The following is a 24,246-nucleotide window of genomic DNA, read 5'->3' as shown; positions in this document are numbered from 1 at the left end:
CATCGTGCCCGGTGCGCCCGGCGCGCGTGGGGAAACCGCGCAACCCGCCCGGAGCGTTCACGCCGGAGTGACCATCGCACCATTCGCTCGTTCAGCTGAACATGCCCCCTCTGCGAGCAGTACCGCCGTCCGCCGGCCGCCCGTACGCGGAGCAGGCCGGCGGGGAGCGGGCCGAGGCCGTGCCCGCCGAGCACTACGCCCGGCTGGCACGGATCGCCTATCTCGTCCTGGCGCCCTCCCTCGGCCGCAACCGCCGGGTGGTCTCGGCCCACTGGCTGACCCAGCGGGCCCTGGCCGCCGGACAGGGCCCCGACCCGGGGCAGGCCTACGCGTACGTACGCCTGCGGGTGCTGCGTCTCGCGCTGGAGGCGGGGCTGCCGCTGCTGCGGTTCGCCCGGCCGCGCCGTGCCCAGTTCCCACCGCTGGTTCCGCAGGTGTGGGGACTCCGGCTCTTCCCGCACTCCTGCGGCGCGGACGAACTGGCGCTGGAGCAGGCCCTCGCCGAGGTGTCGGCCCCCTGCCGGGCCGCGCACGTGCTGCGCGGGCTCGAAGGGCTCGACGACGCCGAGGTGTGCCGGGTTCTCGACGCGGTGGGCGTCGGGGATCCACGGGCGTCGCTGCTGGAGGCCGACGGGCTCACGGCGCCCCACGCGCTGCTGTCCTCACCGGAGTTCGATCCGTGCTCCTTGCAGGTCAGACCGGCCGATCCGGCCCGTCGGCGACGGCGGGGGCGCACCCTCCTGGCCGGTGCCGGCGCGCTGCTGGTCTGCGGGACGCTGCTGCTGATGCCGGGTGACGGCCTGGGCGGCCCGAGTGCCGCCTCCGCACCGCTCTACGCGCGCCATCGCACCGCCCAACAGGCGCTGGATCCGTCCGCGTTGCGCCGGGTGCCCGACGGCCTCTGGCGGACCTCCGCACGGCGGGACTTCAGCGTGTGGCCGACCCGTGGCGACCGGACCGGGGACACCGGTCTGCTGCGGCGGGCGCTCGCCGCGTGGGCCCGGCCCGGACCGGCGGTGGTCTCCTCCGCCACACCCGGAACCCCCGACGGTCCGCCGATGGGCCCGCCACAGCTGCTGTACGCGGGCGAGGTCGGCCCGGCGTCCGTGGTGCTGTTCCACGACGGCCTGCGGGTCGTGCGGTACGCCGAGCCGCGCAACGCCGACCCGTCGAGGGGGGCCGCGCTGGACTTCGCGCGGGTGGACGGTGCCGACGCGGTGGCGGCGGGTGCGCTGGTGGCGCAGCGCCGGGACGGCCGCATCCGCTATCTGACGGCGCCCTGGGTGCGGGAGGTCGGCGTACGGGATCTGCTCGCGCCCCGCGGGCCGGCCCGCCCGCTGTCCCGCGACCGTCACGGGGTGACGGATCCGCTGACGGGGCCGGGTACGGAGTCGGAGGGCGGGGCGGACTGCCGTTCCTGGCAGGCCCTGGAGCTGCGGGACGGCTCGGCGGCGCGGCTGATGACGGACCTCGGTGAGCTCACTCCGGTGCGGCTGACGTCCGGCGCGCCGTCCGCGCCGCACGACGTGTCGGGGCGGGCCGAGCGGGAGAGCTGGGCGCGCACGGCCTGTCTGCTGCCGGCGGTGCGGTCCAACGGGGTCCGGTCGGTCAACTCCTGGCCGTACGCGAAGCAGCGGCTGCCGGAGGGCGCGGGGGAAGCGCTGTGGTTCTGCACCCGGGCGGACACCTGGCGGGGCACCGGCAGCAGGGTGCTGGCGCAGTTCCAGGCGCCGCCCGAGCTGTCGGGCGGGGCCCGTGCCCCGGGGGCGGTCGCTGCGCGTTCGGAGGACTCGCCGGACTGCGGGGTCCGCAGACCTCGGGTGCTGGCGGGCGTGCTGTGGAAGTCGGACGGCGGGCGGTGGTACGTACTGGCCGCCGGTTCGCGGCAGTTCGCCTCCCTGACCGCGTCCGGGGGTGTGCGGGGCCGGGCGGACGGGCGGCTGCTGACGCTGCCGGCGGCGGAGGGGGACCGCCCCCGGCTCGCGGGGCTGCTGACGGACGGCAGCCGGGCGGGCTCGCTGCACTGACTCCGGACGGGCGGCGGGTGTGCCGGGAGTCCGGGAACCGGCCGGTGGGAGTGCGGATGAGGGCCACCTGCCCTGCCCCGTTAGGCTGTTCGGCATGACGACCCGGGTACGGCGCAGGATGGGTGTCGAGGAACGCAGGGCCCAGTTGATCGGTGTCGCACTGGAGTTGTTCAGCCACCGCTCGCCCGACGACGTGTCGATCGACGAGATCGCTGCGGCCGCCGGCATCTCGCGTCCGCTCGTCTACCACTACTTCCCGGGCAAGCGCAGTCTGTACGAGGCGGCGCTGAAGCGGGCGGCCGACGAGCTGGCCGGCCGCTTCCTGGAGGCCCACGAAGGGCCCCTGGGGGCCCGGCTGACCCGGGTGATGCACCGCTTCTTCGATTTCGTCGAGGAGCACGGCCCCGGGTTCGCCGCCTTGATGCGGGGCGGTCCGGCCGGCGGTTCGTCGACGGCCGACGCCTTGGTCGACGGGGTGCGCCAGGCGGCGTACGAGCAGATCATCGCGCATCTCGGTGTGGCGTCCCCGCCCGCCCGGCTGGAGCTCGTGGTGCGGTCGTGGGTGTCGCTGGCCGAGTCGACGGCGCTGCTCTGGCTGGACGGGAAGCGTGTTCCGCGTGCCGAGCTGGAGTTGCAGCTGGTGCACGACTTCGCGGCGCTGGGGGCGGTGAGCGCGGCGTACGACCAGGAGATGGCCGGCGTCATGCTGCGGGTCTTCGCGCAGGAGCCGGCGGACGGCCCGTTCGGCGAGCTGCTGGCCAGGCTCTCCGTCCTGGCGCCCGCCGCACCGGCCGTCCCGCCGCAGCGGCTGCCTCAGTCCTTGCGGTAGGACGCGTCCAGGTCCCTGACCTCGGCCGAGGCGTGGACGGTGAGTCCGTCGACGGGCTTCAGATGTCCGGCCAGCAGCTCCAGCACGGCTTCCGTCAGCTGCGCCTTGATCTCGGGGGTCCGGCCCGGCAGCATCGCGATCCCGACGTTCACGACGGCGTCGCCCGTGGCGGCGTCACCGACGACGGAGTCCTCGGCCCGGCGGAAGCGGGTCTTGCAGGCCGGGATCTTGGTGGACACGGTCTCGGCGACGAGCGGGTGCAGGGCCAGCGCGAAGCCGCGGCGGTCGAAGCTGTCGTCGAGCTCTGCGGAGTAGTCGACGGTGATCTGCGGCATCAAGCGCTCCTGGGTGCGGTTCGGGTGCGTATACGTGTACGGCGTGCATGCACGTGTACGGCTTCAGCTTCGCGTGATCGTGCCGCCCGCACAAGGGAGACCCTCCGCGACACGGGAACGGCCGGTCCCGGCTCCGGGCCGCGGGGCTCGGAGCCGGAGACCGGCCGGTGGGACGGGTCCCGTCAGCGCTGGGAGAACACGGCGACCGTGCGTCCCGGCACGGTGAAGCCGCCCGACTTCCTTTCGTACGAGGACTTCTTGACGGTGGCGTCCGCGCCCGAGGCCTGGACGGGGTGCAGCGCGTACGTCTTCCCGGCCAGGCCGGGGAGCGCCTGGACCTGTGTGTCCGGGGTGGCGTTCATGACGACGACCAGGTCGCCCAGGCGCATCGTGATCACCCCCGGGGTCTCCTCCGTGCCGGAGAGCGGGAAGGACAGGGTGTCCTGGACCTGCCCGGTGGTGGCCAGGCCGAAGTCCTTCTCGGTGCTGCGGATCGTGAGCAGGTCCTGGTAGGCGGCGGAGGCGCCGGTGATCTGCGCGCACCCGGGGCTCAGCGCGGCGTTGGTCAGCAGCGGCTTGCCGTAGGACCACTTGTCCTGATTGTCGGCGGCAGGCGGCAGTCCCCGGCCGAAGCCGTTGCCCTTGCGGCAGTCCCAGTGGAGCGCGTTGAACCAGTCACCGCTGTCGTAGGAGTTGCGGTCCAGCGACTTGGAGCGCAGCAGGTCGGTGCCGGCCTGGGAGAGCGCCGGCCCCTGGGAGAGCACGGCGGTCGCCATCGCCACGACCTGCATGCGGGCCCGGTCGGCGGCCGGGGTGTCCGCCGGGAGCTTGAAGGCGAGGGCGTCGTAGAGGGTCTCGTTGTCGTGGGCGTCGGCGTAGGCGAGCGCGTCGCCGGGCGCCGCCGCGTATCCGGCGGGGGCCCCGTTGTAGTCGACTGCCGAGCCCTTGACCGTGCGGCCCTGCGTGTCGGTGAAGGTGTAGTCGGCGAGGTTGCCGGTGAGGCCGACCTTGATCAGGTCCTGGTAGTGGAGCAGCCGGGCCTTCTGTTCGGCCTCGGTGCCGTTGGCGGCCGAGGTGTTGGGGTCGGTGTAGAGGCCGGAGGCGAAGCCCTGGACGCCGGGGTCCTCGTCGAAGGGGCCGCCGCCGCGCACGGCGTCTCGGGCCCGGTCGGAGAAGGTGGCGATGCCGGTACCGGCCATGTTCTTCTGGGTGGCCTGGACGAAGCGGGCGTCGTCGGCGATCTCTCCGAAGTTCCAGCCCTCGCCGTACAGGATGATCTTCTTGCCGTCGACGCCGTCCTTCGCCACGGTGAGCTCGTCGAGGGCCCTGCGGACCGCCAGGATGTTGGCCTTGGGGTGGTGGCCCATCAGGTCGAAGCGGAAGCCGTCGACCTTGTACTCCTTGGCCCAGGTGACGACCGAGTCCACGACGAGCTTGCCCATCATGGTGTTCTCGGTCGCGGTGTTGGCGCAGCAGGTCGAGGTGGCGACGGTGCCGTCCTCCAGGAGCCGCTGGTAGTAGCCGGGGACGATCCGGTCGAGGACGGACTTGTCGTCCTGGCCGGAGGCGACGGTGTGGTTGTAGACGACGTCCATGACGGTCCGCAGTCCGGCGCCGTTGAGTCCCTGGACCATCTGCCGGAACTCGGTGGTGCGCTTCGTGCCGTCGGGGTCGGAGGCGTACGAGCCCTCGGGGACCGTGTAGTGGAGCGGGTCGTAGCCCCAGTTGAAGCCGTCCTTCGCGGCGGCCTTCGCGACGCAGGCCTGCTGTTCCTCGGAGTCGGGGGCGTAGACGGACAGGTCGCAGGCGGGCTTACGCTGGTCGGCCTTCTTCTCCGGGACGGTCCCGATGTCGAAGACGGGCAGCAGGTGCACGTAGCTGGTGCCGGAGTCCGCGAGCTCCGCGAGGTGCTTCATGCCGTCGGAGCGGGTGTCGGTGAAGGCGAGGTACTCGCCGGGGTGCTTCGACGTCGGGTCCGTGATCGAGAAGTCACGGACGTGCAGCTCCTGGATCTGGGCGTCGCGGAGCGGGACGGCGGCGGGCTTCTTCAGTGCGGACCAGCCGCGCGGCGCGAGCTTCGGGTCGTCGAGGTCGACGACGAGACTGCGGGCGGAGTCGGCGGTCAGGGCGGTGGAGTAGGGGTCGGTGACCTTGTTGGTGACCAGCTTCTGGACGGTGGGGGCCCAGACCTGGACGGCGTAGCGGTAGGGCTTGCCCGTCCAGGACTTCTTGCCGGTGACCGACCAGACGCCGGTGCGGTCGTCGCGCCGCATCGGGACGGTCTTCCCGTCGAGTTCGAGCGAGACCGTACGGGCGGTGGGGGCCCAGACGGAGAGGGTCGGGGCGTCCTTGCGGAAGACGGGCCCGAGGGCGGCGCCGCTCGCCGCCTTCCCGTACAGCTCGTCCAGGACACCCGCGGTCTGTACGCCGGTGGCGGCGAGCAGGGCTCCGTTGGCGGCGCGCTGGGTGGCGATCAGCTGGCCTCGGAGGGACTCGCGGACGCGGTCCCGGTCCCGTGTGTCGACGGTGAACGCCGGATAGTCCTTGAGGTGCGGGTACTTCGCCTTCTGCGCGTCGGTGAGCCCGGTGGCGCCGAGCCGGAGCCACTGCCCCTCGTCGGAGAGCGCGCCGTCGACGACGGAGATGCCGCCCTCCTTCGCGTACACGAGCTGCTGGCTGGTGGCGTCGGTGGCCTTCACCTTCCAGACGACGGTGTCCGCGTCGATCCACTGGGCCTCGGCCTTGGCGAGGTCGGGCGTGGGCACCCCGCCGGCCTGCGGCAGCAGGTAGCCGGGCTTGCCGCCGAGCATCCAGACCTCGTGCCCGTAGGAGGCGATGTCGAGGGACTGGTCGCTCGGGAGGTCCTTCTCGTCTCCCTTGTGGAGGATGTAGCTGAGCGAGGTGGCGCCGTCGGTGAGCGGGACCTCGAAGGTGACTCCGTAGGCGTCGCTCTTCACGGGCTGCAGGGGCTTGGCCCAGTCCGTGGGGGCGGCGGCACCGGTCCAGGTGTGCAGGCCCCAGCCGTCGTAGTCGCCGTCGGCCCGGTGGTAGTGCAGGACGGCCTTGCCCGTGTCCTGCGGCGGGGCCTCGGGCGCCTCGGTGCTCTGGCCCTCCTTGCCCTGCTCGATCCAGACCTGGCCGGTCCTGGCGAGGTCGACGGTCCGCTCGTGGCCGTCGGCCGTGCCGTCCTTCTCGACGGTGTACGGCACCGAGGAGGCACCCTCGTCGAGGTCGATCCAGGCGAAGGCGCCGTAGGCGTCCCGGCCGATGAAGTCGGCGGTGCTGTCGCCGGACCTGAGCTGCCAGCCCTCGTAGTCGCCGTCCGCGCGCTTGTAGTGGACGACGGCCTGGTCACGGTCGACCGCGACGGGCTTCGGGGCGGGCGGGGTCCGGCCCGCGGTCGTGGAGGCGAGGGCGCTCGTGGTGCGCCCCACCCGGTCGACGGCCACGGCCTTGTAGCGCAGCGCGGTCCCGGCCTGCACCGACGCGTCGAGGTGCTGGGTGACCTTGTACGGGGCGTGGTCGGCGGAGCCGAGGGTGGTCCACTTCCCGTCGCCGGTCTGCGCGGCGAACACGACGCGGTTCAGGTCCCCGCCGTCGACGTCGGCGGTGAGCTCGACGGTGCCGGTGGCTCCGGCCGCCGGGGCCTTCAGGGTGAGGGAGGGCGTGGTGGCGGGGGTACCGAGCTGCTTGTCGGCGCGGAGCACGAGGCTGGACAGCGCGGGCACGGTGACCTCGACGGTCTTGTCGGCGGCGCTGCGGACCGTGCCGTTACCGCCGTACAGCGTACGGAAGTTCATGCCGGCGGACTCGGTGGGGAGCTTCACCGTCCGCGCCTCGGTGCTGTTGTTGGAGGCGACGAGGTATTCGTACGGGCGCGTGGTGTCCGTGCGCGAGAAGGCGTGGACGGAGTCCTTCGCGTAGCGCTCGGTCTGGGTTCCGTCGCGCAGGGCAGGGTGCTCCCGGGTGAGCTTCGACAGGGCCGCTATGGAGCGGTAGAGCGGGTGGCCGGTGTCGTACGCGTCGGAGGCGTGCGTGCGGTCGGTGCCCAGCTGGTCGTCGTCGAGGTAGTCGGCGGTCTTCGAGGCGAACAGCGTCTGGCGGGCGTCCTTGTCGCCGCCCGCCCCGGTGTAGCCCTGCTCGTCGCCGTAGTAGACCACCGGGTTGCCGCGGCCGAGGAACATCAGCTCGTTGGCCAGGCGGGCGCGGTCCAGGAGCTCGGCGTCGGAGGCCTTCGGGTTGTCCTGCTTCAGGAAGGTCCCGATGCGGCCCATGTCGTGGTTGCCGAGGAAGGTGACCTGCTCGTAGGCGTTGGCCTTGTCGGTGGTGTAGCGGTAGTCGTCCGCGTAGACGGCGGCGAGCTTCGAGGCCGGGGCGCCCTGGGACGCGTACTGCCGGGCGGCTTCCTGGAACGGGAAGTCGAGGGTCGCGTCGAGCCTGCCGCGCGTCACGTAGGGCGAGGTGATCGCGGTGTCGGCGGAGTAGACCTCGCCGAACATGAAGAAGTCGTCCCGGCCGTGCTTCGCCGCGTATCCGTCGAGGGCGGTGGCCCACTGGGTCCAGAAGTCCATGTCGACGTGCTTGACGGTGTCGATGCGGAAGCCGTCGATGTCGAAGTCGCGGACCCACTTCTGGTAGATCTTCTCCATGCCGGAGACGACCTCGGGGCGCTCGGTCCACAGGTCGTCGAGGCCGGAGAAGTCGCCGTACTCGGTGGACTCGCCGGCATAGGTCGAGTCGCCCCTGTTGTGGTACATCGTGGCGTCGTTGAGCCAGGCGGGGACCTTCTTGCCGGTGTTCACCGGGGTGTACGGGAAGGAGTCGGCGTCCACCTTCGCCATGCCCCGGGTGTCGTCGAAGGGCCGGCCGTCCTCGTCGAGGTACGGGAAGGCGCCCTTGGGCTTGTAGCCGTACTTCTTCTCGGCGTAGTCGACGGTGTCGGCCGTGTGGTTGGTGATGACGTCGAAGAAGACCTTCATGCCCTTGCCGTGGGCCTTGTCGATCAGCTTCGTGAGGTCGGCGTTCGTCCCGAAGTGCGGGTCGACCTGGGTGAAGTCGGTGATCCAGTAGCCGTGGTACCCGGCCGACGTGTTGTCGCCGGTGCCCTGCACGGGCCGGTTCTTGAAGATCGGCGCGAGCCAGATCGCGGTGGTGCCGAGCCCCTTGATGTAGTCGAGCCGCTGGGTGAGGCCCTTGAGGTCACCGCCCTGGTAGAACCCCTTGTCCGTGGGGTCGAAGCCGGTCTCCGTCCGCGAGCCGGTGAGGCCGCCCCGGTCGTTGGAGGTGTCGCCGTTCGCGAACCGGTCGGGCAGCACGAAGTAGAACTGCTCACGGGTCAGGTCGTGCCTGGCCGGTTCCTTCGCGAGTTTCGCGTCCGAGGGCGGTGCGGGGGGTCTGGGTGCGGCGGACGCGGTGGCCGCCGGCACGACGGGCAGCAGCGCCGCGCACAGTGCGGCGACGGCTCCCCGACGGAGGGTGGTTCGGGACACGGGCGGGTACTCCTCGGCGTTCGGGGATCGGGCTGTGCGGTGGAGCGGTGCGGGCCGGGAACGCTCACCCTCGCGTCCCCGGCCCGCGACGAGCGGGGTCAGCTGCGCCAGACGTCGGCGGTCAGCGCGACCTTTCCGGAGGACGGCACGGTGGCGGTGCGGTTGGCGCCGCTCTCCCACGTGACGTTGCCGCTCGCGTCCTTGCGGAGGTACTTGTACTCGAAGGAGGTCCCGGCGGGCAGTGCCACGTCGAGCTTCCAGACCGGGTAGGAGGCCGGGTCGAGCTTCAGTGCGCTGCCGGGTGCCCAGCTGCCGAGGGCCGCCTGGCTGCCGGTGACGTAGATGTTCTGGCCGACCTGGGTGGTGGCGTTCACGCCGAAGGAGGCTCCGGACTGACCGGTACCGGGGTCGGGGGTCGTACCGCCGCCCGTGCAGGTCCGGGCGCCCACGTGCAGGGCGACGGCGGTGTTGGATCCGAGGGTCGCGGTGAACTGCCCGGAGCTGTTGACGGTGACGCCCTTGCCGGACTGGACGTCGCAGTAGTCACCGGCCGGCAGCGACGTCTGGAAGGTGCGGCTCAGCGACGAGCCCTCGTGGTTGATGGCGACGTACGCCTTGGAGCCCCGGCCGAACGCGATCTGGTCGCCGCCGTTGTCCCACCAGTTCGTGACCGCCTGGCCGCGGGCGGTGTTGCGGAAGCCGACCATGGAGGAGATCTCGCGCCAGGCGTGCTGGCACTTCCAGCCGTCGCTGTAGCAGGCGTTCACCTGGCCGCCGTTGGGCGGACCGGCGTCCTTGTCGGACCACTCGTAGCCGGAGTGGACGTCCGGGGAGCCGTAGGGGTAGGCCAGCATGAAGACGCTCGCCAGCGTGTAGTTGGCGCCGTCCTTGTAGTTCAGGGTGTCGCCGCCGCGCTCGGTGTCGTGGTTGTCGACGAAGACGGCGGACCTGCCCGACTCCATGAAGCCCCAGCCCTCGCCGAAGTTCTTCAGGTAGGCGAGGTTCTCGTTGTTGAAGACCTGCTTGAGACCGCGTCCGTAACGGAACTCCTGGACGTCACCGCTGCCGAGGTACTCGGAGGGCGACACGGCCTCGCCCGCCCCGTAGATCGCCTCGTGCTTCCAGTACACACCCGGGTTGCTCAGCCGGGACTTGATGTTCGCGAGGTCGGCGGCCGGCATGTGCTTGGCCGCGTCGATACGGAAGCCGTCGACGCCGAGGGAGAGGAGATCGTTGAGGTACCCGGCTATCTTGCCGCGGACGTAGTCCTCACCGGTGTCCAGGTCCGCGAGACCGACCAGTTCGCAGTTCTGGACGTTGGCGCGGTCGCCGTAGTTGCTGATCTGCGACTGGCAGTCGTTCATGTCGTTGGCCGAGTAGAGGCCCGGGTAGTTGTACTTGGTGTACGAGGAGCCGCCCGTGCCGGTGCCTGATCCGGCCGACATGTGGTTGATGACCGAGTCGGCGATGACCTTCACACCCGCGGAATGGCAGGTGTTCACCATGTTCGCGAAGGCGGCGCGGTCGCCGAGACGTCCGGCGATCTTGTAGCTGACGGGCTGGTACGAGGTCCACCACTGGGCACCCTGGATGTGCTCCTGGGGCGGCGAGACCTGGACGTACCCGTATCCGGCGGGACCGAGGCTGCTGGTGCACGCCTGGGCCACGGAGCTGAACTTCCACTCGAACATCACCGCGGTGACGTCCTTCTCTCCGGGTGGCGCGGCCTGCGCCGTACCGGCGGCGCCGAGCCCTGCGGGGACGGCGAGCACGGCGGCGCCCATGGTGAGGGCCAGCGCGCCGGACAAGGGCCTGCGTGCCATGACGTTCCTCCTGCGGTGGGGGAAGTGCGGGGGATGGCGGAGCAGCCTCCATGGCAACGCGCCGTGCCTTCAAGGCTCATGAAGGTTCTTGCAGCAAGGATGCAAAACCCTGTGTGCCGCAGACCGTACGAGCCTGACCTGCCCTGGTCAACCCCCTGGACACGACCCGATTACACGCCGCTCACATCCGCGAAATCTCGGAGATTTCTTCCTGCAAGGTCTTACGCAAAATATTGCGCGGCTGTTAAGTTCGTCCCGACTCCGGCCCGGTCGGCCGGGGGGCCGGTCCGCCGGGCCCCACGCGCCCGGCCGACCGGTCCGGTCACGCCATGGAGGGGCCCGGACATCGCTTCCCCGCCGGCCCGCCCTGGGCCGATGTCCGGCCCCTTCCTGCGCGTGACCCCGGTGACGACGGAGAGCGCCGCCGCACGTCCCCCCGACTCACCGTGCGAGCGGGCGCCCCGCGCGTCGCCGCACACCTTCGCCGCCTTGGGCAGGTCGTGCACTCAGTAGGTGTGCCCGGGCCAGTGCGGGTCCTCCCAGCGGGCGGGCCCGGAGACCCCGAGCAGCCGTACGCAGTGGCGCAGTTCCTCGGAGGCGCCCTGGGAGTCCAGACGAGCGGGGGCGTGGACGGCCAGCCAGGCGCTCAGCTCGCCTATCAGCTTCTCGTCGTGGACCCAGGCGTACCAGGGGAGTTCGCCTCCCAGCAGGTCGTACTCCCAGTGGTCCACGGCTTCCACGAGCCTCCGGTCGGCCGTGGGGTCGACCGCCCTCTCCCATTCGGCGAGCCAGGGAGCCACCGCGCCCGAGGCCTCGGCGCACAGGGCGAAGACTTCGTACGCCGGGACGGCGGGGTCGGGCGCCGTGAGACTGTCGGCCCACCACGCGTGCAGGAACTCCCGCACGGATGCGGCCTGCGGGGCGGGCCACTGCTGCCATCCGCCACGTGCGAAGGACTGGCCCACGTCCCCCATGTCGAAGAGCGGCTCCACCCGGCCGTCGACGAGAGCGGCGGCGAACTGGGGCAGTATGCGGCGCAGTACGGCCCCGTGATCGCACCAGTCGACCGCCTGCCAGGTGCGTCGCAGCAGGTCGGGGGCGAGTTCCACGTCGGGTGTCTTGAGCTGGGCGAGTTCCTCCGCGCTGCCCCAGTGACACTCGCAGTTGTTCTCGTCCGGGACGGCCGTCATCCCACCGAAGGTGGTGGCGAGGTCGGCGAGCGCGGCGTCGAGACGGAGGCGGGACGGTGTCCGGCCGGTCTGGGTCATGGGCTGTCGCCTTTGTGACTCCGGACGGTCGCGCCGACCGAAGAGCGACACGTTACAGGCTTCCGAGCCGGCTCACTGCTCGGACGGCGCGTCCTCGCCGAAGATCTCTTCGGCGGTGGCGACCACGGCGGAACGGAGCAGCCACCCGCGCAGGAGTTCCGGGTCTCGGCAGGTGGTGATCTTCTCCCGGGTGGCATGAGCGACGTCGATGCGACGCGCACCGAGAACGATCAGGATGTTCTCGGCCCGGCCCTCAGCCCGGCCCTCTTCCCGGATTTCCTCGGAGAGGGGTGAGACGTAGAAGGAGAGATCAGCCATGCGTTTTCTCCGCTCTTGTGCAGGCGAGAGACCTGTGCCGGTGCACGGGGCCGCCGGCACCGGCACCGACGTCGGCACTACCGGTGGGCGGGGGCTTCCTCGTCGAAGATCTCGTCGGAGGTGGTGGCGAACGCCGCACGAACCAGCCACCGGCGGAGCAGGTCCGAGTCACCGCAGGCGGTCACCTTCACGCGAGTGGCGTGGTTGATGTCGACACCACGCGCATCAAGGACGAGCAGCACATCCTCGGCGGCCCTCTCGACATGCCCCTCGGCACGGCCCTCGTCCCGGATCTCCTCGGACAGCGGCGAGGTGTAGAAGGAAAGATCCACGGCCACCAGATTCCTCCACTGTTGTGCGGCCGGGCGGTTGCCCAGGCCTTGTGCGATGAATTCGACGAAGGGTCCTACGATCACATCCGGTGCGTCGCGCAGAGCGACGGACATCGTCTTCAGTATCGCATCGACGTCCGGATTGTCAGCGTGTGTGATCGCCGAGAGCGTGGCGAGCGCGAGGTCTTTTCGCGCCTCTGCCACGTTCCTGATGACGGGCATGTTGTGGGGTCCCGCCACGAGGGGGCGGGTCGTGACTGTCGGCCATTGGGGCAGGCCGATGGTGAGGGGACGGGCCGCCCATGCGGCAGTGGCGTGATCCTGGCAGATCACGAGGAGCAGCACCGGGATCCGGTACTTGTTGTTGAGGTACGTGACGTAGTAGGGCCAACTGGCCGTCTTGCCGGGGTCCTTCTTGCCCTGGGCTTCGACGATGAGGAGGAAGGGCCCGTCGTTCTGCGTCTCGATGCGCAGGAGGGTGTCGACGCGCCGTTCGAGCGGTTCGGTCTCGGTGAGGTCGACGGTCAGGGGCTTGCCCGCCCCGAGGGGCGGCAGGTCGAGCCCGAGGACGCCGGAGAGCCGGGAGAAGAGGCCCGGGTCTTCCTGGAAGATGCGGTGCATCGCTTCGTGGGGTGCGCTGACCATGGAGTTCCGTTCGGGATCAGGCGGTGGGGGCAGGTCGGTCTGCTGGGTACCCATCGGGAAGCCTTCGCTTCCTCGTCGGTCCAGGCCCTCGATCGGGTGCCGATGGGGGCGAGCATATGCCCGGTAATACGTACTAAATCCAGCTCAGTTGCTTCATGTCACCCGCGTGAGTGACGGCGGGTCGAGCCGGGCACCTCGGGCTCCGCGCCCCGGCGGCGGTGGTCACCGGACGAGGTCGAGTTCGGCCCAGACCGTCTTGCGCAGGGCGGGTTCGGCATCGATGCCCCAGCGGTCCGCGAGCGCCCCGACGATCAGCAGACCGCGCCCCGACTCGGCTTCGCCTCCGGCCTCCACGACGGTCCCGGGCGCAGGAGGCAGCCGTTCGCCCCGGGCGTCGGTCACCTCGATGCGGAGTACCGCGTCGCGGTGAACGGTGAGGCGCAGCCGGAAGTCCCGGCCCTCCGCGCGGCCGTGCAGCACGGCGTTCGTGGCCAGCTCGGCCACGATGTGCGCGGCCGCCCCGGTGGGCAGCCCCCAGTCCCCCAGGTGCGCCGTTGACAGCAGACGGGCGAGCCTGGCGCCCCGGCGGGTGGGCGAGAGCAGCACGGTGAACTGGCGCGTGGGAGCGGAATGTTCGGTTCGAGTGATTTCTTGGGTCACGTCCTCCAGAGTGGCCCCGCCTGCCTACCGTGATGAGCGACAAACCGGTTACGTACGGTGATTGTCCCGACCTTGTCCAGTGCTGTCCCGGCTGTCCGGGGTGACTCGCGGGGGACGGCCGACGTTGGTGCGGGAACGGCAGGCGCATCGGAAGTGGGGTACGGATGACCGTGGATGAGACCGGTACGGCTCAGGGTGACGCAGGGGCGGACGAGCCCGGCTGGGACGTGGATCCCGACGACGAGTCGGGAGCCGCCATGGCGGCGACGGTGGGTCGCCAGATCAAGGCCTGGCGGGAAGCGGCAGGCATGCGGGCCAGCGAGTTCGGGGCCGCGATCGGATACGGGGAGGACCTGGTCTACAAGGTCGAGGGCGGCCGTCGCATCCCCCGCCCCGAGTTCCTGGACCGTGCCGACGAGGTGCTGGGGGCGGGCGGCAAACTCGCACTGATGAAACGGGAGCTGGCGGAGGTCCGCTACCCGAAGAAGGTGCGGGAGCTGGCGAAACTGGAAGCGCGGGCAGTCGAGCTCTTGGCCTACGGCTGCCATAACCTGCACGGCCTGTTGCAGACGGAGGAGTATGCGCGGGCGTTGTTCGGGATGCGGCGTCCGGCGTTCTCGCTGGACGAGGTGGAGAGGTTGGTGGCGGCTCGCGTGGCTCGGCAGTCCATCTTCGATCGATCACCTGCACCGGAGCTGAGTTTTGTCCAGGAAGAGGTGACACTGCGGAGGCATCTGGGGGGCAGAATGGTTCTACGTCGGCAGCTCGAACACCTGCTCACACTTGGGCAGTTGCGGAACGTCGAAATCCAGATCATGCCGACCGGGCGCGACGACCACGCGGGCATGGGGGGTGAGATGCAGGTGCTGAAATTCGGGGACGGCTCAGCAGTCGGACGCTCCGAGGGGGACTTCGGAAGCCGCCCGGTCGCAGACCCGAAGCATCTACGGATCATCGAACTGCGGTGTGGCATCATCCGGGCTCAGGCTCTCACGCCTCGGGAGTCACTGGCCTTCATCGAGCAAGCGCTAGGAGAGACATGACCCACAAGCCCTCCGCCGGTGAATCCACGGAGCTGAAGTGGTTCAGAAGCAGCTACAGCGACAGCAGCAACAGCAACGAATGCGTCGAGGTGGCGACCACCCCCGGCGCCGTCCACGTCCGTGACTCGAAGGACGATCGCGGCCCCCACCTGGGATTCGCCCCCACCACCTGGGAAGCCTTCCTCGCGTACGCCTCCGCGAACTGACGACTGAGCTCCGGCCGGCGGGAGCTCAGCGGTCACGTACAGTTCCCGTCCCTGGACCGTGAACGGCGAGGGCCGGTCAGGCGCGACCCGCGAAACGCAGGGCCCGCGCCAGCCAGTCCAGTTCCCCGGAAGCGTCGGGAGAGGCGTGCTGCCCGCGCACCCGGGCGACGAGTCCGCGGTAGCGCTCCGCCCCCGCCTCGATCCCGGCCTCCAGGCACACCAGCACGGCGGCCCGGTCGGTGTCGGCGAACAGCTCGGACAGCAGATCGGCCGCCGCCGGTTCCTCGGGAGCGACACCGCCCGCCCTGACCTCCCCGACCCTCTGCACGATGTGCCTGGCCCACCAGATGGACGCCCCCGGGGGACGGGCGTTCCCGGGTGACGGGATACTCAGCTCCAGCATGGTGCGCATGCGGGTGCGGAATCCGGGGTCCCGCACCAGCTCCGCCAACTCGATCCAGGCGTCGACCTGTTCGGGCGTGGGGTCGTCGGGCAGGTCGATGCTGAAGGTGCTCATGCGGTCGTACAGGCGCGATTCCCCGTGGAGACCGCCGAACACCTCCACCTTGAACTCGTCGATGATCTGCTTTCGTTCGGCGGCGGAAAGCCGTGCCAACCGGTTCATCAGGGCTGTCTCCTCAGCGGTCGAACCGCGTTTCGATACGGTGGCCAGGACGGCCCTGCTCACCTCGAGGGAGCGGATCTGCGCGTCGAGCGCGGCCACGTGCACCTCCGCGACCTCGGCGACCGTGCTGCGGCCGCTCAGGACGCGGCGCACCTCGTCGAGCCCGAGGCCCAGCTCCCTCAGGGTTCGGACCAGCTCGACGCGGGCCACGGACTCCCCGTCGTAGAGCCGGTAGCCGCCCACCGTGCGGGCAGCGGGCGGCACCAGTCCCTCGTCCGACCAGAAGCGCAGGGTGCGCACCGGGAGTCCGGTGCGGTGCGCGAGCCGGCCGATGGTGAGCGCGTCGGGTCGTTCGTCTTCCATGAGCGAGATCCTGGACCCTCCAGCCGCTGGAAACTCAAGGGGCTGGGCACGTGACGACGGCTCAGCCGGTCGGACGCACCGGGGCCGCGTCCGTTCGGTTCCCGGAACGCCGCCGTCCGGGGGACCGGGTAACTACTTCCACGCGACGGCCACGACTGCCGCCGCCGCAGTGAACGTCCCCACGGCGTAGAAGGCCCATGGCCGCCTGTTGCGCATGCCGACCAGCGCGGTCACTGCAACCAGGACATCCAGGGCCAGCTTCACCTGCATCTTCGTGTCATCGACCGGCAGGTCCTGGGATATCCGGGTCCAGATGAGCCCCGCACCCGTGACCAGTTGGACGACCGCGCTGCTCACCATGTAGCCGCCGGTCACCGGGTCCTTCCCCCTCAGCTGGTAGAAGACGCCGCCCATGAGTGCGGCGAATCCGAAGAGGTGGAAGACGAGGAACACATACCGAAGGATCTCCATGCCAGGCATCTCTCTGCTAGGACGAGTTGACGATCCCTCATGTACGGGAAGGCCCACTGCTGCCACCCACGGTTCTCACGCCAGCCATGAGGCACCGGTGATTCACCGCAAGGTGAGGGGCGTCGCGGATTCGATGCGCGACAGCTTCTCAGGGTTGCGGACGGCGTAGAGACCGGTGATGCGGACGCCTTCCACGTGGACCGCGACGATGCTGTCCAGCTCACCGTCCAGGCGTAGCGCGAGCGCTGGACCGCCGTTGACCGTGGTGGGGCCGAAGGTGAGCCTGGTCATGTTCCTGCCCATGCCACCGGCCAGCAGGCGGGCCACTTTGCCGGCGCCGACGATCGGCCGTAGCGCGGCGTGCTTCACGCCGCCGCCGTCGCCCAGGTAGACGACGTCGGGCGCGAGTACGTCGAGCAGTTCCTGCAGGCCCCCGCCCTTCAGCGCCCGCACGAACGACTCCACGACCGCCCGCGCCTGTTGTTGGGGGACCACGGTGCGTGGACGCCGGGCGTCCACGTGACGGCGTGCCCGGTGCGCGATCTGGCGGACGGCTGCCGGGGTCCTGTCGACCGCCGCCGCGATCTCGTCGTAGCCGACGTCGAAGACCTCTCGCAGCACGAAGACGGCCCGTTCGGTCGGTGCCAACGTCTCCAGGACCAGCATCACGGCCATCGACACGCTCTCGGCGAGTTCGGCGTCCTGGGCCACGTCCGGCGTGGTCAGCAGCGGTTCCGGCAACCAGGGGCCGACGTACGACTCCTTGCGCCGGGACATCGTGCGCAGCCGGTTGAGTGCCTGCCGGGTGGTGATCCGGACCAGGTACGCGCGCCGGTCGCGCACCGTGTCGAGGTCGACCTCGACCCACCGCAGCCACGTCTCCTGGAGGACGTCCTCGGCGTCGACCGCCGAGCCGAGCATCTCGTACGCGACGGTGAAGAGCAGGTTGCGCTGGGAGACGAAGACCTCGGTCGCCCGGTCGACGGCGCGTTCCTCGCTCATGCGGTCCTCCACCATGGTGCTGTCTCCCTCGTTCCGGACGGTCCGAGCTCAAGACACCACCTGGGCACCCCCTGTGACACCCTGTGACGCGGATCACCTCATGGGGACGGTGGCCGGCCGCCGTGCCCGAGCACCACCCCGAACCACTGCTCGGCGCCGTACTCCTCGAACCGCTCCACCTCGGTGAACCCGAGCTTCACCGCGAGGCGCATCGAGCGTTCGTTGGCCTCCTGGGTGCAGAGCACCACCGGCTCGCCGGGGCTCGCGTCGGCGAACCAGGCCAGCGCCGCCCGGCACGCCTCGGCGGCGTAGCCGTGCCCCCACGCTTCGGGCAGGAAGGTGTACCCGAGTTCGGCCTCACCGGCTTCCGGGCGGACGTGCCCGGGGCGTTCCGCGTCGCGCCGGTCGAGCGCGACCATGCCGATCATCGCGCCACCGAGCTCGACCACGAAGAGGCCGGGGCGCCGCCCGGGTACCTCGGGCACCGCGTGTTCGAGCTCGTCGCGCGGGCGGGCGCCGCCGAGGTAGGTGTGCACCTCCGTCGAGGCGAACATCTCGATGAACGCCGCACGGTCCCGGGCCTCGGACTCGCGGAGCACGAGCCGTTCGGTCCGTATCGGGGCGGGTGGCCAGGCGACGGTTCCGAGTCCGGTCATGGCGGGGAACCTATCGCACGGCGTGACAGCGGTCCGGGCCCTCCGGCCGGTCAGGCGGTCGGGACGGGGCCGGGTCCCCCCCCCTCCGGACCCGGCCCCGCACCTCCCCCTGTGCACCGCGCCCGTTCAGGCGCCGCGCGCCGCCGCGGTGGACCCCCGTACCACCAGCTCGGGCTGGAACACGTACTCCGTGCGCTGCACGGGACTTCCGGCGATCTCCTCCAGCAGCGCCCCCACGGCCGCAGCCGCCATCGCCTGCACCGGCTGACGCACGGTGGTCAGGGGCGGGTCGGTGAAGGCGATGAGCTGGGAGTCGTCGAAGCCGACGACGGAGACGTCCCGGGGGACGTCGAGTCCCCGCTCCCGCGCCGCCCTGACCACGCCGAGCGCCATCAGGTCGCTGCCGCAGACGATGCCGGTGCAGCCGCGGTCGAGCAGCGCGCCCGCCGCGACCTGGCCGCCTTCGACGCTGAACAGCGTCGAGCAGACCAGGAGTTCGGCTTCCTCGCGGTCCATGCCGAGCACGGACACGGCCGCGTCGACGAAACCGTCCCGCTTGCGCCGGGACGGCACGTAGCGCTGCGGCCCGATCGCCAGGCCGATCCGCCGGTGACCGAGCTCGGCGAGATGACCGACGGCCATCCGCACGGCGGCCTGGTCGTCCGGCGAGACGAACGGGGCGCTGATGCGCTCGTTGTAGCCGTTGATGAGGACGAACGGCACGCCGCGTTCGGTGAGCGCGGCGTAGCGCGACGGGTCGGCCGAGGTGTCGGCGTGCAGCCCGGACAGGAACACGATGCCGCCCACACCGCGCTCGACGAGCTGTTCGACCAGTTCGTCCTCGGTGGCGCCCCCGGGCAGCTGGGTGCAGAGCACCGGCGTGTAGCCGTGCCCCGCGAGCACCTGCTCCACGGACTGGGCGAACGCCGGGAAGATCGGGTTGACCAGTTCGGGCGTCACCAGCCCGATCAGCCCCGCGCTGCGCTGCCGCAGCCGTACGGGGCGTTCGTAGCCGAGGATGTCGAGCGCCGCGAGCACCCGCTGACGCGTGGTGTCCGCGACGCCCGGCTTCCCGTTCAGGACGCGGCTGACGGTCGCCTCGCTGACCGCGGCCTGACCGGCGATGTCGGAGAGCCGCAGCGCCGGTCCGGTCCTGGGCGCGGGGACGGTCACACCGTCCACCACACCGTGGTGTCGGCGGGCAGCTCGACGGTGGTGCCGTCGACGGCGACGGGGCCGCTGGCGAGCAGCAGCGCGCCGGGGGCGGTGATCCGCACCGGCGCTCCGGTGGTGTTGACGGTGGCGACGAAGCCGGGGCGGCCGAGGGCGAGCACGCCCTCGGGGGCGTCCAGCCACTCGACGTCCGTGCCGGCGCCGAGGCCCGGGTGCTCACGCCGTGCGGCGATCGCGGCGCGGTACAGCTCCAGCGTGGAACCCTGCACGCCGTCCTGGGCCTCGACGGAGAGCGCGCCCCAGGTGTCGGGCTGCGGCAGCCAGCTGCCACCGCCGCCGAAGCCGTACGAGCTTCCCTCGCGGGTCCACGGGATCGGCACCCGGCAGCCGTCGCGGAACCCGTCCTGGCCCTCGGCGCGGAAGAACGACGGGTCCTGGCGGGCCTCGTCGGGCAGGTCGGTGACGTCCGGGAGGCCCAGCTCCTCGCCCTGGTAGACGTAGGCGGAACCGGGCAGCGCCAGCATCAGCAGGGTGGCCGCGCGCGCCCGGCGCAGTCCGAGCTCGCGGTCTCCGGGGGTGCGGATCTGGGTGCCCAGGCCCGGCGGGTTGGCGAAGCGGGTGGCGTGCCGGGTGACGTCGTGGTTGGAGAGCACCCAGGTGGTGGGGGCGCCCACCGGACGCATCGCGTCGAGCGAGGAGTCGATGACGGCGCGCAGCTCGGCGGCGTTCCAGGCGGTCGACAGGTACTGGAAGTTGAAGGCCTGGTGCATCTCGTCCGGGCGCACGTAGTTGGCCGTGCGCTCGACGGTGGGGGTCCACGCCTCGGCGACCAGGACGCGGTCGCCGGAGTACTCGTCGAGGACGGTGCGCCAGCTGCGGTAGATCTCGTGCACGCCGTCCTGGTCGAAGAACGGCATGACATCGTTGCCCAGCAGTTTCAGCTGGTCGTGCGAGCCCAGGTCCGGCAGGCCCTCCGCCTTGACGAGGCCGTGGGCGACGTCGACACGGAAGCCGTCGACGCCCATGTCCAGCCAGAAGCGCAGGATGGAGCGGAACTCGTCGGCGACGGCCGGGTGCTCCCAGTTGAAGTCCGGCTGCTCGGGCGCGAAGAGGTGCAGGTACCACTCGCCGGGCGTGCCGTCGGGGTCGGTGGTACGGGTCCAGGCCGGGCCGCCGAAGATGGACTCCCAGTCGTTGGGCGGGAGTTCGCCGTCGGCGCCCTTGCCGGCGCGGAAGTGGTAGCGCTCGCGCAGGGCCGACCCGGGGCCCTCGGCGAGGGCGCGCTTGAACCACTCGTGCTGGTCGGACGAGTGGTTGGGCACCAGGTCGACGATGATGCGCAGGCCCAGTCCGTGGGCTTCGCGGATCAGGGCGTCGGCGTCCAGCAGGGTGCCGAACATCGGGTCGATGGCCCGGTAGTCGGCGACGTCGTAACCGGCGTCGGCCTGCGGGGAGGCGTAGAAGGGGCTGAGCCAGACGGCGTCGACACCGAGGTCCCGGAGGTACGGGAGCCGCGCGGTGACACCCGCGAGATCCCCCATGCCGTCGCCGTTTCCGTCGGCGAAGCTGCGCGGGTACACCTGGTAGATCACCGCGTCCTGCCACCAGCCGGTGCGGTGGCCCGGGGCGTCGTCGGACGTGCCGGTGGAGGGGGCAGCGAGGTGCTGGGTCATGTCGTCCCTGGGGTGTCTGGGTGGGGGGCGGCGCCGGTGCCCGGTCGGGGTCCGGCGCCGCCGTGACGTTGCGTGCGGTCGTACGGGGACTGGGTGCGTCAGCCCTTGACGGCTCCGGCGGACATGCCGGTGACCAGGTGCTTCTGCGCGAACAGGAAGACCAGCGCGGCCGGGATCGCGATGAGCACGGACGCCGCGGTCATCGGGCCCCACTGGGCTCCGTACTGGTTGACGAACTTCTGCAGTCCGCCGGCGAGCGTGAGGTTCTCGTCACCCACCATGAAGGCGGAGGCGTAGGCCACTTCGCCCCAGGCGGTGATGAAGGAGTAGAAGGCGGTGACGGCGAGGCCGGGCTTGGCGAGCGGCAGGATGAGCCGCCAGAACGTGCCGAACGGGGTGAGCCCGTCGACCTGCCCCGACTCGTCGATCTCGCGCGGGATCGTGTCGAAGAAGCCCTTCATCATCCAGGCGCAGAAGGGCACCGAGATGGTGAGGTAGGTGATGACGAGTCCGGCCGGCTGGTTGAGCAGGCCCATCGTCGACATGATGTTGTAGATCGGCACGATGAGGACGGCCACCGGGAACATCTGGGTGACGAGCAGCGTCCACATCAGCCCGCGCTTGCCGGGGAAGCGGAAGCGGCTGACGGCGTAGCCGGTGGTGGCGGAGACGAAGACGCCGATGACGGTCGAGAGTCCCGCGACGATCACGGAGTTGCCGAACCAGGCCAGGAACTCGGTGTCCTTGATCAGGTTGGTGTAGTTCTCGAACGTCGTCTCTTTGAAGAAGTCTGTGGTCGACGCGAACTTCGCGGGCTTCAGCGACGTCAGCAGGACCCACAGCACCGGGAAGACCGCGATCACCGAGGTGATGATCAGGGTGAGGTGCAGGGCCAGGGACGCGGCCGGCGAGCGGTCGCCCCGGCGGCGGACCTTGCGGGCGCCGTGCCGGGCGGAGGGTGCGGTGGCGGTGGTCACCAGTTGTCTCCCTGCGTGCGGAGCACTCGCCGGTACACCATGGCGAAGAGCATCAGGAGTACGAGGATCAGCACGCCCCAGGTGGAGGACTGCGCGAAGTCGCGCGGGCTGATCTCGAAGGAGAATTTGTACGCCTGGGTGACCAGGATCTGCGTGGCCTCACCGGGTCCGCCGCGGGTCAGCAGGAAGATCACCGGGAACATGTTGAAGGTCCAGATGGTGGAGAGCAGGACCACCGTGGTGGAGACCGGGCGCAGTCCGGGAAGCGTGACGTGGCGGAAGCGCTGCCAGGCGGTGGCGCCGTCCATCTCCGCGGCCTCGTACTGCTCGGCGGGGATCGACTGCAGTCCGCCGAGGAGGGCGACCATCATGAACGGCACGCCGAGCCAGACGTTGACGGCGATGACGGAGAACTTCGCCCAGGTGGGGTCGTTCAGCCAGGGTATGCCGTCGATACCGGCGCCGCCGAGGATCTTGTTCAGCAGCCCGTTGTTCTCGTTGTAGAGGAAGCGCCAGGCGAAGACCGACACGAAGCCGGGGATGGCCCAGGGCAGGATCAGGGCCATGCGGTAGGCGGAGCGGCCGACGATCCTGCGGTTGAGGATGTTGGCGAGGGCCATGCCCAGGCAGAAGGTGATGGTCACACAGGAGACCGTCCACACCAGGGTCCAGCCGAGCGTCCCGAGGAACTGGTTGCCGGTCAGGGCGTCGGCGTAGTTGTCCAGACCCACGAACTCGTAGGTGGCGGGCATCTCGTTGACGCCGATGGACCGGGCGACGTTGCGCTCGTTGGCGTCGGTCATCGACAGCCAGATGCCGCGGACCAGCGGGTAGCCGATGATCACGCCGATCACGAGCACGACCGGGGCGACCATGGTCCAGGCGTACCAGTGGACCGACAGGGCGCGCCGGAACCTGCTCGGCGGCGGGGGGTTACCAGTACCGCGGCTCCGGCCGCGGGCGACGTCGTCGCCCGCGGCCTTCGCCACCGACTGGCTGGTGTGGACAGCCATCAGCCGGCCTGCCTTCCTGAGTTACTTCCAGCCCTTGAGGAGCTTGCGGTAGGAGTCGCCGGTCGCCTTGGCGGCCTTCTCCGGCGTGGTCTGGCCGGTGAGGACCTTGGTGTACTCGACGTTCAGCGGGGCGAAGAGGCTGCCGGTCTCCGGGATCCACGGACGCTCGACCGCGGTCTCGACGACGGGCTTGAAGAACTGGACGATCTCGCTGTTCACGGCCTCCTTCTTGGAGTACGCGGAGGTGCGGGTCGGCAGCAGGTTGAGCTCACCCGCGGTCTGTGCCTGGGCCTCGACCGAGGTCATGTACTCGACGAACGCGTAGGAGGCGTCGAGGTTCTTGGAGCCCGCGTAGACACCGAGGTTGTGGCCGCCCTGCGGAGCGCCCTGGCCCGCGGTGCCGGCCGGCACCGTGGAGATGCCCAGGTTCGCCTTGTCGGTGAACTCCTTGCCGGTCAGGGTGTCGGCCACGGCCCAGGGGCCGTTGATCATCATGGCGACGTCGCCGTTCTTGAACGACTGCATCATGTTCTCCCAGCCGTCCGTGGCGTCGGTCTTCGCCGTCCCGGAGTCGACGAGGTCCTTCACGACACCGAACGCCTTGACGCCCGCGGCGTTGTCCACGGTGACGGTCTTCGCGTCGGCGTCGACCAGGTCACCGCCCTCGCCGTAGAGGAAGGAGAGGAAGTAGTACGAGTCGTCGCCGCGCAGGTAGAGGCCGGTCTTGCCGGTCTTCTTCTTGATCTTCTCGGCGACGGTCTTCAGGTCGGCGATCTTCGCCGGCGGCTCGACGCCCGCGTCAGCGAACATCTTCTTGTTGTAGAAGATGCCCATGGAGTCGATCACCTGCGGGACCGCGTACGTCTTGCCCTTGTACTTGGTCGAGGCGGCGGCCTGCTTGAGGAAGTCGCTGTCGTCCTTGAGCGCCGCGGTGCCGTCCAGCGGGGCCAGGTAGCCGAGGTCGGCGAACTCGGGGGTCCAGGCGACCTCGGAGCGGATGACGTCGGGGGCGCCGGAACCGGCCTGGGCCGCGTTCTTGAACTTGTTCTGCGCCTCGCCGAAGGGAACGTTGACGTACTTGACGTCGACCTTCGGGTGCTTCTTCTCGAAGCCCTCGGCGATCTTCTTGAAGACCTTGTCCTCGCTGCCGACGTTCGAGGTGTCCCACCAGGTCACCGTGCCGGAGAGCTCGCCCGAGCTCTTGCTGCCGCCGGACTCGTCGTCGCCTCCGCAGGCGGTCGCCGCGAGCGCCAGGGTCGCGACCAGGGCGGTGGCCGTTATGCCACGTCGCATCTGAACTCCTTCAACTGCCGTACCG

At 70.5% G+C, this 24,246-nt stretch carries 20 protein-coding genes; 4 read left to right on the top strand and 16 right to left on the bottom strand.

Features of this window, described 5'->3' with window-relative positions:
• Positions 1 to 101: 101 nt before the first annotated feature.
• Both IA22_RS0103840 and IA22_RS0103835 read left to right on the top strand, forming a co-directional pair.
• Entirely contained in the window at positions 102 to 2,027 is a 1,926-nt protein-coding gene (locus IA22_RS0103840; protein WP_030122741.1) for a hypothetical protein, read from the top strand.
• Positions 2,028 to 2,121: 94 nt separating this feature from the next.
• On the top strand, positions 2,122 to 2,856 hold the full coding sequence (locus IA22_RS0103835) for a TetR/AcrR family transcriptional regulator (RefSeq protein WP_014156627.1): 735 nt from the start codon (positions 2,122 to 2,124) through the stop codon (positions 2,854 to 2,856).
• On the opposite strand, the gene IA22_RS0103830 is transcribed toward IA22_RS0103835, so the two are convergent.
• The 7 genes from IA22_RS0103830 to IA22_RS0103800 all read right to left on the bottom strand — a co-directional run bounded on the left by IA22_RS0103830 (position 2,841) and on the right by IA22_RS0103800 (position 13,726).
• Positions 2,841 to 3,191, bottom strand: a complete 351-nt coding sequence (locus IA22_RS0103830) for a 5-carboxymethyl-2-hydroxymuconate Delta-isomerase (protein ID WP_014156626.1) — start codon at positions 3,189 to 3,191, stop codon at positions 2,841 to 2,843. The genes IA22_RS0103835 and IA22_RS0103830 overlap by 16 nt on opposite strands.
• Positions 3,192 to 3,373: 182 nt before the next feature.
• On the bottom strand, positions 3,374 to 8,680 hold the full coding sequence (gene pulA / locus IA22_RS0103825) for a pullulanase-type alpha-1,6-glucosidase (protein ID WP_030122740.1): 5,307 nt from the start codon (positions 8,678 to 8,680) through the stop codon (positions 3,374 to 3,376).
• 98 nt (positions 8,681 to 8,778) lie between these two features.
• The gene (locus tag IA22_RS0103820) at positions 8,779 to 10,503 is read right to left on the bottom strand and encodes a carbohydrate-binding module family 20 domain-containing protein (RefSeq protein ID WP_015576907.1); all 1,725 of its coding nucleotides are present in this window, start codon (positions 10,501 to 10,503) and stop codon (positions 8,779 to 8,781) included.
• 506 nt (positions 10,504 to 11,009) lie between these two features.
• Positions 11,010 to 11,771 (bottom strand): hypothetical protein, encoded by a 762-nt coding sequence (locus IA22_RS0103815; RefSeq protein WP_030122739.1) that lies wholly within the window; start codon positions 11,769 to 11,771, stop codon positions 11,010 to 11,012.
• A 72-nt stretch (positions 11,772 to 11,843) separates the two neighbouring features.
• Entirely contained in the window at positions 11,844 to 12,089 is a 246-nt protein-coding gene (locus IA22_RS0103810; protein WP_030122738.1) for a hypothetical protein, read from the bottom strand.
• A gap of 77 nt (positions 12,090 to 12,166) precedes the next feature.
• Positions 12,167 to 13,120, bottom strand: a complete 954-nt coding sequence (locus IA22_RS0103805; protein ID WP_081889742.1) for a hypothetical protein — start codon at positions 13,118 to 13,120, stop codon at positions 12,167 to 12,169.
• Positions 13,121 to 13,288: 168 nt separating this feature from the next.
• Positions 13,289 to 13,726, bottom strand: a complete 438-nt coding sequence (locus IA22_RS0103800; RefSeq protein ID WP_030122736.1) for an ATP-binding protein — start codon at positions 13,724 to 13,726, stop codon at positions 13,289 to 13,291.
• Between the two features lie 164 nt (positions 13,727 to 13,890).
• On the opposite strand from IA22_RS0103800, the gene IA22_RS0103795 reads away from it, so the two are divergent.
• Positions 13,891 to 14,769 carry a helix-turn-helix domain-containing protein gene (locus IA22_RS0103795; RefSeq protein ID WP_030122735.1) on the top strand — a complete coding sequence of 293 codons (879 nt, stop codon included), beginning with the start codon at positions 13,891 to 13,893 and terminating at the stop codon, positions 14,767 to 14,769.
• A complete protein-coding gene (locus IA22_RS0103790) occupies positions 14,766 to 14,975 on the top strand; it encodes a DUF397 domain-containing protein (RefSeq protein WP_030122734.1) in 210 nt (69 codons plus the stop codon). Before IA22_RS0103795 ends, IA22_RS0103790 begins: the two co-directional genes overlap by 4 nt.
• Before the next feature lie 76 nt (positions 14,976 to 15,051).
• Here IA22_RS0103790 and IA22_RS0103785 read toward each other — a convergent pair whose 3' ends face one another.
• The 9 genes from IA22_RS0103785 to IA22_RS0103745 form a co-directional block, all read right to left on the bottom strand.
• Positions 15,052 to 15,963 carry a helix-turn-helix domain-containing protein gene (locus IA22_RS0103785; protein ID WP_030122733.1) on the bottom strand — a complete coding sequence of 304 codons (912 nt, stop codon included), beginning with the start codon at positions 15,961 to 15,963 and terminating at the stop codon, positions 15,052 to 15,054.
• A gap of 132 nt (positions 15,964 to 16,095) precedes the next feature.
• The gene (locus IA22_RS0103780) at positions 16,096 to 16,434 is read right to left on the bottom strand and encodes a hypothetical protein (protein ID WP_015576916.1); all 339 of its coding nucleotides are present in this window, start codon (positions 16,432 to 16,434) and stop codon (positions 16,096 to 16,098) included.
• 102 nt (positions 16,435 to 16,536) lie between these two features.
• Positions 16,537 to 17,436 (bottom strand): RNA polymerase sigma-70 factor, encoded by a 900-nt coding sequence (locus IA22_RS0103775; RefSeq protein ID WP_030122732.1) that lies wholly within the window; start codon positions 17,434 to 17,436, stop codon positions 16,537 to 16,539.
• A 98-nt stretch (positions 17,437 to 17,534) separates the two neighbouring features.
• Positions 17,535 to 18,092: a GNAT family N-acetyltransferase gene (locus tag IA22_RS0103770; RefSeq protein WP_014156616.1), complete on the bottom strand. Its 558-nt coding sequence runs from the start codon at positions 18,090 to 18,092 to the stop codon at positions 17,535 to 17,537.
• Between the two features lie 126 nt (positions 18,093 to 18,218).
• Positions 18,219 to 19,277: a LacI family DNA-binding transcriptional regulator gene (locus IA22_RS0103765; protein ID WP_030122731.1), complete on the bottom strand. Its 1,059-nt coding sequence runs from the start codon at positions 19,275 to 19,277 to the stop codon at positions 18,219 to 18,221.
• Positions 19,262 to 20,938, bottom strand: a complete 1,677-nt coding sequence (locus IA22_RS0103760) for a glycoside hydrolase family 13 protein (RefSeq protein WP_030122730.1) — start codon at positions 20,936 to 20,938, stop codon at positions 19,262 to 19,264. The genes IA22_RS0103765 and IA22_RS0103760 overlap by 16 nt, the downstream gene beginning before the upstream one ends.
• Positions 20,939 to 21,036: 98 nt before the next feature.
• Entirely contained in the window at positions 21,037 to 21,915 is an 879-nt protein-coding gene (locus IA22_RS0103755; RefSeq protein ID WP_030122729.1) for a sugar ABC transporter permease, read from the bottom strand.
• Positions 21,912 to 22,928, bottom strand: coding sequence for a carbohydrate ABC transporter permease (locus IA22_RS0103750; RefSeq protein ID WP_014156612.1), 1,017 nt, complete (start codon positions 22,926 to 22,928; stop codon positions 21,912 to 21,914). The genes IA22_RS0103755 and IA22_RS0103750 overlap by 4 nt, the downstream gene beginning before the upstream one ends.
• Before the next feature lie 21 nt (positions 22,929 to 22,949).
• The gene (locus IA22_RS0103745) at positions 22,950 to 24,221 is read right to left on the bottom strand and encodes an extracellular solute-binding protein (RefSeq protein WP_014156611.1); all 1,272 of its coding nucleotides are present in this window, start codon (positions 24,219 to 24,221) and stop codon (positions 22,950 to 22,952) included.
• Positions 24,222 to 24,246 lie beyond the last annotated feature (25 nt).

The organism is Kitasatospora papulosa, assembly GCF_000717245.1.
Classification (GTDB): domain Bacteria; phylum Actinomycetota; class Actinomycetes; order Streptomycetales; family Streptomycetaceae; genus Streptomyces; species Streptomyces papulosus.
Note: the sequence above shows the minus strand (reverse complement) of the source record. Positions and strands in the feature narration are given on the sequence as shown.